The sequence below is a fragment of the Devosia sp. CAU 1758 genome, from assembly GCF_054482695.1.
In genome coordinates this window covers 66,865-77,505 of the sequence record NZ_JBTLRJ010000005.1, presented here as the reverse complement: position 1 = coordinate 77,505, position 10,641 = coordinate 66,865, and the positions used below count along the sequence as shown (strand labels likewise).

At 61.9% G+C, this 10,641-nt stretch carries 9 protein-coding genes; 4 read left to right on the top strand and 5 right to left on the bottom strand.

Annotation, left to right across the window (positions count from 1 at the left end):
- Window positions 1-26: 26 nt before the first annotated feature.
- From ACXYMS_RS16300 to ACXYMS_RS16290, 3 genes are all read right to left on the bottom strand, one after another.
- Entirely contained in the window at window positions 27-1,442 is a 1,416-nt protein-coding gene (locus ACXYMS_RS16300) for an MFS transporter (RefSeq protein WP_458907877.1), read from the bottom strand.
- Window positions 1,443-1,578: 136 nt separating this feature from the next.
- The gene (gene cueR, locus ACXYMS_RS16295) at window positions 1,579-2,040 is read right to left on the bottom strand and encodes a Cu(I)-responsive transcriptional regulator (protein WP_458907876.1); all 462 of its coding nucleotides are present in this window, start codon (window positions 2,038-2,040) and stop codon (window positions 1,579-1,581) included.
- Window positions 2,037-4,565, bottom strand: a complete 2,529-nt coding sequence (locus ACXYMS_RS16290; RefSeq protein WP_458907875.1) for a heavy metal translocating P-type ATPase — start codon at window positions 4,563-4,565, stop codon at window positions 2,037-2,039. The genes cueR and ACXYMS_RS16290 overlap by 4 nt, the downstream gene beginning before the upstream one ends.
- A 171-nt stretch (window positions 4,566-4,736) precedes the next feature.
- Between ACXYMS_RS16290 and ACXYMS_RS16285 the strand changes: the two genes are divergently transcribed.
- From ACXYMS_RS16285 to ACXYMS_RS16275, 3 genes are all read left to right on the top strand, one after another.
- Window positions 4,737-4,937 (top strand): heavy-metal-associated domain-containing protein, encoded by a 201-nt coding sequence (locus tag ACXYMS_RS16285; RefSeq protein WP_458907874.1) that lies wholly within the window; start codon window positions 4,737-4,739, stop codon window positions 4,935-4,937.
- Window positions 4,938-5,058: 121 nt separating this feature from the next.
- Entirely contained in the window at window positions 5,059-5,538 is a 480-nt protein-coding gene (locus ACXYMS_RS16280) for a DUF411 domain-containing protein (protein WP_458907873.1), read from the top strand.
- Window positions 5,539-5,991: 453 nt separating this feature from the next.
- Window positions 5,992-7,455 carry a multicopper oxidase family protein gene (locus ACXYMS_RS16275; protein WP_458907872.1) on the top strand — a complete coding sequence of 488 codons (1,464 nt, stop codon included), beginning with the start codon at window positions 5,992-5,994 and terminating at the stop codon, window positions 7,453-7,455.
- Between the two features lie 2 nt (window positions 7,456-7,457).
- Here the strand turns inward: ACXYMS_RS16275 and ACXYMS_RS16270 are convergent, their stop codons facing one another.
- Window positions 7,458-7,799 (bottom strand): hypothetical protein, encoded by a 342-nt coding sequence (locus ACXYMS_RS16270; RefSeq protein WP_458907871.1) that lies wholly within the window; start codon window positions 7,797-7,799, stop codon window positions 7,458-7,460.
- A gap of 61 nt (window positions 7,800-7,860) precedes the next feature.
- Window positions 7,861-10,230, bottom strand: coding sequence for a heavy metal translocating P-type ATPase (locus tag ACXYMS_RS16265; protein ID WP_458907870.1), 2,370 nt, complete (start codon window positions 10,228-10,230; stop codon window positions 7,861-7,863).
- Window positions 10,231-10,357: 127 nt separating this feature from the next.
- Here ACXYMS_RS16265 and ACXYMS_RS16260 point away from each other — a divergent pair, with 127 nt between their 5' ends.
- Window positions 10,358-10,633 (top strand): metal-sensing transcriptional repressor, encoded by a 276-nt coding sequence (locus tag ACXYMS_RS16260; RefSeq protein WP_458907869.1) that lies wholly within the window; start codon window positions 10,358-10,360, stop codon window positions 10,631-10,633.
- Window positions 10,634-10,641 lie beyond the last annotated feature (8 nt).

Here is a 10,641-nt window from a genome sequence, read left to right as displayed (position 1 = left end):
CCCCCCCCCCCCCCCCCGCTTGGGGTTTAGCCCACCGGCACCTCCCGCTGGGCGGCGCCGCCGCGAATGAGAACGAGTGTTGCCAGAGCAGCGACGGCTGCGACGACACCTGCGCCCTGGAACGCCGCCTGGAAGCCCTGGAGCATTTCTGCCGGGCCGGCGCTGCCATGGCCGAAGCCGGCAGTGGAGATCACCACCATGACGGCAAGACCAATGGCCGAGCCAATCTGGTAGGTGGTGTTGATGAGGCCGGAAGCCAGGCCCGTTTCTTCGGGCTTGGCGCCTGCCATTCCCGACATGGTTGCCGGGATATAGGCCAGGGCCATGCCCAACGCCGCCAGTAGTGAGGCGGGCAGAACGTTGATCACGAAGGATCCATCCAGCGGCAGGTTGGCGAAGAGGATGAGGGATGCCCCCATCAGCAACAGGCCGAGGATGAGATTGGTCTTGGGACCGAACCGGCCAATCAGCTTTCCGGAGAAGCCCACCATGACGATCATGATCAGAATGGTCATCGGCAGGAGCGCAAGACCGCTGGCGAGGGCCGACAGACCAAGAATCTGCTGCAGATAGAGGTTGAGGAAGAACCACAGAGGAATCCAGGCCGCGCCCAGAAGGGCCATGACCAGATTGCCGGCGGCCAGGTTGGGCGCCTTGAAGATGCCCAAGGGCAACAGCGGTTCGCGGCGGACGCGTTGGGCGATCAGGAAGATCACGAAGAGCGCCAGGGAAACACCGAGCAGCGACAGGATCAGCGGCGAACCAAGGCCGGCGGTCTCGATGGTGACAATCGCATAGACAAGGGCGACCAGCGCACCGGTGACAGTGATGGCGCCGAACCAGTCGACCTTGCCGCGTGCCCGTTCGGACTTGCGCAGAACAGCCGGGATGGCGGCCAGCACGATCAGGCCAAACGGCACGTTGATGAGGAAGGTCCACTGCCAGGCCATCCACTCGGTGATCACGCCGCCGAGGAAGACACCGGCCGAACCGCCGGCCGCTGCAGCAGCACCCCAGAAGCCAAAGGCCTTGCCCAGCTCAGCACCATTGTGTCCAAAGAGGCGCATGACAATGGTAAGGGCTGAGGGTGCAATCAATGCCGCACCGATGCCCTGAAGCGCGCGACCGGCAAGCAGGATTTCCTGGCTTGTGGCGAGGCCGGCCAGCAGGGAGGCGGCGGTCAGGATGACAAAGCCGGTCGTGAAAATGCGGCGAGCGCCGAACAGGTCACTCAACCGTCCGCCGAGCAGCAACAGGCCGCCAAAGGCGATGACATAGGCGTTGAAAATCCAGCTCAGACCGCTGGCGGAAAAGCCGAGATCGGCCTGGATGGCGGGCAGTGCCACGCCGATGATGGAGGTATCGAGGATGACGATGAATTGGGCGGCACACAGCAATGCCAGAGCGGCCCATCTCTTCGGATCCGGTGTGAACTTTTGCATTGGAGTTCCCCAGAAAAAGGTTTCTCGCCGATTGCGATTAACCCCGGTGTCCGGCTTCCAACGCTGGTAGAGTCAAGAGGAGTGAGGAGAAATATTTCAAACAAAAAAGGCGGTGAAAATTCACCGCCTTAAATGATCAGTGGGTATGCGGGTCGATTTCACCCGCAAGACCAAATCGTGGTCTTCTTCTCAACAAGATCGTTGGTGCGAGTGACACCGCGAACTCTTCTATTATTGGGCAATCCGGCCTGTCATCGCCGTGACAATTCTCTGCCAGATGCTCAAGTGTTCGACTCATTGCCTCAAGAGCCAGCGCCTTTTCTTTCAGCTTGGCGACGTGCTCAAGCGCGATCGACTTCACATCGGCGCTGGCGCGGCTGCGGTCCCGCCACAGCGCCAGGAGGTCTCGCATCTGTTCGACCGAGAAACCGAGGTCCCGGGCGCGATTGATGAAGCGAAGCGCATGGATGTCGTGATCGGTATAGACGCGATACCCGGCATCTGACCGGTGTGCAGGAGTGATCAGACCGATGGTCTCATAGTAGCGGATCATCTTGGTCGAGATACCCGTAGCCTTAGCTGCGTGTCCGATGTTCATTTTGCATACTCCAGCTCAAGTGGCGCACCGACGGTACCTGCTTCAGAGCCGGCCGGCGCTCCAAAGGAGCGCAGGCGGAGGGCATTGGCGAGCACGAAGACGCTCGACAGGGCCATGGCACCGGCGGCAAGCGCAGGAGAGAGCAGCGTTCCGGTGAACGGGAAGGCAGCTCCGGCTGCAACCGGCACCAGTGTAGCATTATAGGCGAAGGCCCAGAACAGGTTCTGCTTGATGTTGCGGATGGTGGCCCGGCTGATCGCGAGGGCTGTCGAAACGCCACGCAAGTCACCCGACATCAGGACCACATCCGCGCTTTCGATGGCGATGTCGGTGCCGGTACCAACAGCTAGACCGACATCGGCCTCAGCCAGTGCCGGGGCATCGTTGATGCCATCACCCACGAAGGCCAGCTTGCGACCATCCGCACGCAAACGCTTGATGGCATCGACCTTGCCCTCGGGCAGCACCTCGGCAACAACTTCGTCGATCCCCAGCTGGCGGGCAATTGCCTGCGCGGTGCGGGCGTTGTCGCCGGTGATCATCGCTACCTTCAGACCCTGCTCATGGAGAGCAGCAATGGCGCTGCGGCTGGTTGGCTTGATCGGGTCGGCTACGGCAATGATCGCAGCAAGCGTTCCGTCGATGGCGGCGTAGAGCGGGCTCTTGCCTTCATCACCCAGCTGGCGAGCATTGCCGGCGAAGTGATCGACCGCGATGCCTGCCTTGGCCAGGGCGCGATCCGCACCGACAAGAACCTTGCGGCCTTCAACAATGCCGGAAATCCCATAGCCCGGGGTGGCCTCAAAGCCCCGGGGCGCCGTGAGTACCAACCCGCCCCTTTCAGCCGCGGCAACAATCGCTTCGGCAATCGGGTGCTCCGAAAGAGTTTCAAGGCTTGCCACCTGACGAAGAACGTCGGTGCGATCAAAGCCCTCGGCCACGATCAGGTCGGTCAGCTCCGGACGGCCCTTGGTGAGAGTGCCGGTCTTGTCGAGGGCAACAACATTGACATCACGCAGGGTCTGCAGGGCTTCGCCCTTGCGGAACAGGATACCCAGTTCGGCGGCGCGGCCGGTTCCGACCATGATGGAAGTCGGGGTTGCCAGGCCCATCGCACAAGGGCAGGCGATGATCAGCACGGCAACGGCATTGACCAGAGCGAAGGTGAGCTGCGGCGACGGGCCAAAGACAAACCAGACCGCAAAGGTGGCCAGAGCGATGGCAATGACGACCGGGACAAAGACCCCGGTGACGCGATCGACCAGCGCCTGGATGGGCAGCTTGGAGCCCTGGGCGGCCTCGACCATGCGGATGATCTGGGCCAGCAGCGTGTCCGCGCCGACCTTGGTGGCTTCGAATTCGAAGGAGCCGGTCTTGTTGATCGTGCCGCCAACGACTTCGTCACCCTCGCCCTTGCGGACTGGAATAGGCTCGCCGGTGATCATGGCTTCGTCAACATAGGACTCACCAGACCGCACGATACCATCGACAGGAACCTTGTCGCCGGGGCGAATCTGGATGCGGTCGCCGGCACGGACGGCCTCGAGCGGCAGTTCAATCACGGCCCCGTCGCGCACAACGCGCGCGGTCTTGGCCTGCAAGCCGACGAGGCGCTGGATGGCCTGGCTGGTGCGGCCCTTGGCGCGAGCTTCAAGGAGACGCCCGAGAAGGATCAGCGTCACGATGACCGCTGCCGCTTCATAGTAGACATTGGCGGTGCCGGCAGGGAGCAGGCCGCCAAAGAAGGTGGAGACGACGGAGAAGCCCCAGGCGGCCGACGTGCCCAGGACGACGAGCGAGTTCATGTCCGGGGCGCCGCGCAGCAAGGCCGGAATACCCTTCTGGAAAAAACGAAGGCCAGGCCCAAACAGGACGACGGTGGCCAGGATGAACTGCAGATAGTGATTGGTCTGCATGCCGATGGTGTTCATGATGAACATGTGCACCGCCGGAATGAAGTGCGAGCCCATTTCCATGACGAAGAGCGGGGCAGTCAACACGGCCGAGAGGCCGAAGGCCCAGCTGAGCTTGCGGGCCTCTGCCGCCTTGCGGTCGGCGGCGGGGACCGGCTCGGCACCGGCTTCGGACGCGACCTGACGGACGTCATAGCCAGCCTCCTTGACCGTGGCTTCCAGCACAGCGCGCGTGACCAGACCACCCGTTGCACGGATGGTCGCCTTTTCGGTGGCGAGATTGACACTGGCACTGATGACGCCAGGTACGGCGGACAGAGCCCGTTCGATGCGTCCGACGCACGAAGCACAGGTCATGCCCTCAATTTCGAGTTCGAAGTTTTCGACGCTGGTTTCATAACCGGCCGAGTTGATGGCGGCGATGATGGCGCTCGGTTGCACCGATCCATCTGTTTCGACACTCGCCCGCTCGGTCGCCAGGTTGACAATGGCCTTGATCGTACCAGGAACAGCAGCAATCGCCTTTTCCACCCGCAGCACGCAGGAGGCACAGGTCATGCCTTCAATGGGGAACTCGAAACTGGATCCGGAAGTGATGGTGTCCGTAGACATTTTGCAGTCCTTTCATTTCGACTGCCATTCCATCTGGGGCTTCCAACGTTGGTAAGGTCAAGCACTTTCTTGCGAGAAAATGGTGAGGTGAAAAATCTGCAAATTGGGCCTTGACCCTCCCACCGTGGGAAGAACCATTTTCCATCGTGTCTCAACCAAAAAGGACACGACATGTATAACTTCACTGTCTCGGATATGACCTGCGGCCACTGCGCCTCGACAATCGAAAAGGCCGTCAAAAGCACCGATCCGGCTTGCGAGATCAAGATCGACGTCGCTGCTCGCAAGGTTCAGGTGGAAACGGCCCGCTCCGCGCAGGACATTGCTGACGCCATCAAGCTGGCGGGCTATTCCGGCACGCTGGCTGCCTGATTGCGCCAGATCAATGCCAGCCGGGCAAAGCGGTCCTATGGTCGCTTTGTCCGGCTTGCCATCACGCGGACAGAATGACAGCGCATCAATTGACCGGTTTCCTTGGATGGAAAGGCTCCCCATGCTGATCACCCGACGTACTTTTGCCATCGGCGCCCTTAGCCTCGCTGGCGCGAGCTTGATGCGGCCGGCGCTGGCGCAGGACGCAAGCCCGATAATCTCGATCAAGAAAGATCCCTGGTGTGGTTGTTGCACCGGTTGGGCGCGCCACCTGGAGCAAGCAGGATATGCGGTTGACGTCGAAGAGATCGAAGAGATGGAAGCCGTTAAGGACAATTTCGGGGTCCCGGCCGAGCTTCGTTCCTGCCACACGGCGACTATCGAGGGATATGTGATCGAAGGTCACGTGCCCGCCGAGGCCATCTTCACGTTGCTTGATCGACGACCGCCGGTCACAGGACTGGCTGTTCCGGGAATGCCTATCGGTTCACCCGGGATGGAAGGCCCCGCAGGCAGCAAGCCCGAAAAGTACGATGTGGTGGCATTCGACGGTTCCAGCGACTTTGTCTTCATGCGGTTCATTGGTCGCGAGCGCGTGTAGCCGCTTGACCCTTCCGTGTGGCAAGGCCACACCAAAAACGGGCGCCGGGCCACAGCAAACATGAAACTAGTCGCTCGCACACTGCTGACCTTGCTGATGGCGCTGACGCTCAACGCCTCGATGGTCCTTGCGCCGACAGCGCACTCATCCGGTCACTACACTGACACGGTTGCGGCCGATCCGTGTGACCATCACGGTCACGGCTCCAGGCAATCCGGCCACGGAAACGTCCCGACTATCGACCACTGTTCTCAAAATTTCTGCCCCTCCTGTACCGGCTTGCCCCTGACTACCCTCGTCACCTCGGGCAATGCTTCACCTCATCTTGTCCCGGCGCTCAGGCTGAGCCATTGGCCCCCGTCCTGGCGTCCGCGACTCTTCCGGCCCCCAATCCATGTCTGAAGTCCTCTAACGGCCCTTGAGCTTGTCCCTTTCAGATATTGGAGCATTACCATGAGCACGCAGCTCTCCCGTCGCGCCTTTCTGGGCGCCTCACTTTCCCTTGCCGGCAGCGTTGCCTTGCCGCGTTTCGCACAGGCGCAACAGCCATCTGCCCGCACACTGGTTACCGAGCGTCGTGTCATCGACGTTCTGGGCAAACCGGCCAATGTTTTCGGCATCCGCGCCCAGGATGGAAGGCAAGGTCTCTTCCTGCCTGCCGGCGAGCGCTTTCTGGTCGACCTGGAGAACCAGATCGGCACCGAAACCATCATCCACTGGCATGGGCAAGTTCCCGATCCTGCACAGGACGGGGTCTCCGACACGGGCTATGTCTCGCCATTGGCAGCCGGCGAAATACGGTCCTTCGACTTTCCGGCGCGCAGCGGGACGCATTGGATGCACTCCCATCACGGGCTGCAGGAGCAGTCTCTGCTCGCCGCGCCGCTCGTCGTCTATACCGCCGAGGATGAGGCGGCGGACCTGCAGGATGAAACTGTCCTCCTGCACGATTTTTCGTTCCGTAGCCCCGATGAAATTCTGGCCGAATTGACAGGCGGACAGGCCGGGGGCCACGACATGCACAACATGACCGGTGGGGAGATGTCCTCAGGCGGTGGCATGCCCATGGGTGAAGGCATGATGATGGGCGGCATGGACCATGGGATGATGTCCATGGACCTTAACGACGTCGCCTATGACGCATTTCTGGCCAATGATCGCACACTTGATGATCCGCAGATCATCTGGACAGAGCCCGATGGCAGGGTCAGGCTGCGCCTGATCAATGGAGCAACGTCGAGCGCCTTCTGGATCAATCTGGGCGAAGCCGAAGCGACCGTGCTGGCCGTAGACGGAAATGAAGTCGAACCGATCACTGGCAACCGTTTCCCGATGACGCCTGCCCAAAGACTCGACTTGATGATCGACATGAAGGGCAAGTCCGTGGTTCCGGTTCTGGCCCAGGTCGAGGGTCTTGCGGATCGCACGGGTGTCATCATCGCGGTCAATGGTGCTGAGGTCCCGCAAATTCCGCGGATGGCGGAGCAGGTCGAAGTCCCGGTCGATCTGTCCCTGGAAGAAAAGCTGGTCTCGCGCCATCCACTTGCGACAAGGGCAGCCGACCGCACGATCCAGACCATGATCATGGGGTCAATGGCACCCTATGCCTGGAACCTGGACAATGCCCCTTGGCCCAATCGTCGCCCGCTGACGGTGACTGAGGGCGAAAGGGTGACGATGGAGATCATGAACCATTCGATGATGGCCCACCCCATGCATCTGCATGGACATCATTTCCAGGTCACGTCCCTCAACGGCCGGGCCTTGAACGGCGCCGTCCGCGACACAGTCCTGGTGCCGCCGATGGCGACAGTGGGCATCAGCTTCGACGCCGACAATCCCGGGCGCTGGCTGTTCCACTGCCACAACCTCTATCACATGGCCACGGGCATGATGACCGAGGTGGTTTACGGCTGACGTCAATCCTCTGAGGCAACTGCTCCGCTCGCGCCATCAATCCGATGAGCGCGGCGGAGCAGCATATGGGTCCCGACCAGAAGCACAGTCGGCCAGAGCATGGTGTTGACGATGTCTTTTACCGAACCACCCAGTTCAGACGTGGACGGCCCATGATGGAAGATGTCGATGGCTTCGTTGACAAGCTCAAACGCAAGCACGGTAGCCCAGGGGAGCCACAGCCGGCGCCCCCGCGCCAAAGTCAGCAAGACGACCAGATAGATCGCCAGCCCCAGATGAATATGGAGCGCGTCCTTGCTCAGGTGCAGGAACTCGCTGAGACCGGTCTTGAGCGCATTGAGCATGGTGGCCCTCCCCGAGTGGGCTACCACGACCACCTTAGCGACAGGTTACATTGCGCCGCCGCTACTTGATCCGGGCGGAACGCAGGCGAAGCGAGTTGCCGATCACACTGACCGAGGACAGGGCCATGGCCGCCGCCGCGATGGCCGGAGACAAGGTCAACCCGAAGAACGGATAAAGCACGCCCGCGGCGACGGGGACCCCGGCCGCGTTATAGACGAAGGCCAGGAACAGGTTCTGGCGGATGTTCTGCATGGTGGCGTGCGACAGGCGTCGTGCCCTGGCGATGCCGATCAGGTCGCCATTGAGCAAGGTCACACCGGCGCTTTCCATGGCCACATCGGTGCCTGTGCCCATGGCAATACCGACATCGGCCGCGGCCAGCGCAGGTGCGTCATTGACGCCGTCGCCCGCCATCGCGACGACCTTGCCCTGCGCGCGAAGATGTTCAACCACTGCACTCTTTCGCTCAGGCAGAACATCGGCCTCGACATTGTCGATCCCCAGCTTTTGGCCAACGGCCTTGGCGGTAACGGCATTGTCGCCTGTCATCATGACCACGCCGATCCCCTGGCTCCTCAGATCCGCCAAGGCCTCGGCGGTTGTGGCCCGGATCGGATCGGCTATCCCTAGGGCGCCTGCGACTTTGCCATCAACGGCGACAAGGACGACTGTCGCGCCCTCGGCACGCACGTCGTCGGCGCGGGATCGCCACAAGCCCAGCTCCACGCCCTCAGCCTCAAGATATTTGGCACTGCCGATGAGCACCCGCTTGCCATCGACCATGCCGGTCAGACCCTTGCCTACAGGAGAGTCCACGTCGCTGGGCGCAGACAACTTGAGTTTGCGATCCTCCGCTGCGGCCACGATGGCCACGCCAAGGGGATGCTCGCTGGCCCGTTCGAGGCTGGCCGCCAGCGCCAGGAGCTGAGCCTCTTCGAAGCCGTCGGCTGGCAATATCCGGGTAAGGCTCGGCCGCCCCTCTGTCAGCGTTCCTGTCTTGTCGACCACGATCGTGTCAACCTTTTCCAGTCGCTCCAGCGCCTCGGCATTCTTGATCAGGAGACCCAGCTGGGCGCCCTTGCCGACACCCACCATGATGGACATAGGAGTGGCCAGGCCCAGGGCGCATGGACAGGCGATGATCAGTACGGAGACCGCGGCCACCAAAGAGTGGGCCAGGCGGGGCTCGGGGCCCCAGACCATCCAGGCCACGAAGGCGAGTACTGCGATGGCGATCACCAGCGGCACGAACCAGCCCGAGACCTGATCGGCAAGCCGCTGGATGGGCGCCCGCGATCGTTGCGCTGCTGCCACGAGGTGAACGATGCGCGACAGCATGGTGTCGCGCCCGATCTCGGTGGCCTGCATCACGATGCCTCCCGAGCGGTTGATCGTTCCGCCGATCAGCCGCGCGCCTTCGGTCTTGGTGACCGGCATGGATTCTCCAGTGACCATGGACTCATCGACGGCGCTGCGCCCTTCCAGAACGGTGCCGTCGACTGGCACCTTTTCACCGGGCCGGACACGCAGACGATCGCCCACCATCACCGCGTCAACCTCCACTTCCTCGTCGGATCCATCGGGCCGGATGCGCCTGGCCGTCTTGGGCGCGAGACCGAGCAAGGCTTTCATCGCACCCGAGGTCTGTTCACGGGCCCGGAGTTCAAGAACCTGCCCAAGAAGCGCCAAGGCGGTGATGACCGCAGCGGCTTCGAAATAGACCGGCACGGCTCCATCCATTCCGCGCATGGATGAGGGGAAGATGTGTGGCACCAAAGTCGCCAGCATCGAATAGAGCCAGGCCACGCCGATCCCCATGGCAATCAGCGTGAACATGTTGAGGCTCCGATTGGCCACCGACGCTACGCCGCGTTCGAAGAATGGCCATCCGGCCCAGAGAACGACGGGCGTGGCCAGAACGAGCTGGATCCAGTTCAGTGCCTGGCCGGACAGGACACCGTGCAGATCGACCAGATGCGCGGTCATCTCCAGGACGAAGACCGGTGCGGCCAGCGCCGTGCCGACCCAGAAACGCAGCGTCATATCGCGCAGCTCAGCGCTTGGAGCATCATCGGCAGTAGGCATTTCCGGTTCCAGCGCCATGCCGCAAATGGGGCAGGAGCCAGGCTCCGACCGCCGGATTTCCGGGTGCATGGGGCAGGTCCAGATGGTCCCGGCGGGCGCGGGTTTGGTCGGCGCCGGGACCGCTGCAGCATATTGTTCCGGATTTGCCGTGAACTTGTCATGGCAGTTCTGCGAGCAGAAATAGAAGGTTCGACCCTCGAAAGTAGCCTGAAACCTGGCCGTCAATGGGTCCACGTCCATGCCGCACACGGGGTCCTTGACCAAGGTGGGCGGCGACTTGGCTTCATGCTGATGCGACGCGTGACCATGCGCATGGGCGTGGTGGTGGGCGTGATCGTTTGACATGGTGGACCTCCAGAGACGGGCCAGCTTGCACCTTCCCACGGTGACAAGGTCAACCTGGATTCGTAATTGCGTTCCCCCCGCGCGCGCAACGTTGAATTATCCCCCCTGGGGGGATAGTTCTTGACGCATGACCGAACATCTCCACGCGTCCCACCCCGATATCGTCAAGCGCCTCAAGCGGGCCGATGGCCACCTGAGATCGGTAATCGAGATGATCGAGGCCGGCCGACCCTGTGTCGATATCGCCCAGCAATTGCATGCGGTCGAAAAGGCCATCCAGCAGGCCAAGAAGACACTGATCCACGACCATCTCGACCATTGCCTGGACGACGCGGTGACGCGTGACGGTTCCGTCGACCGTGCCGCCATTGACGGCTTCCGTGAAATCACCCGCTACCTCTGAAGGCTGTT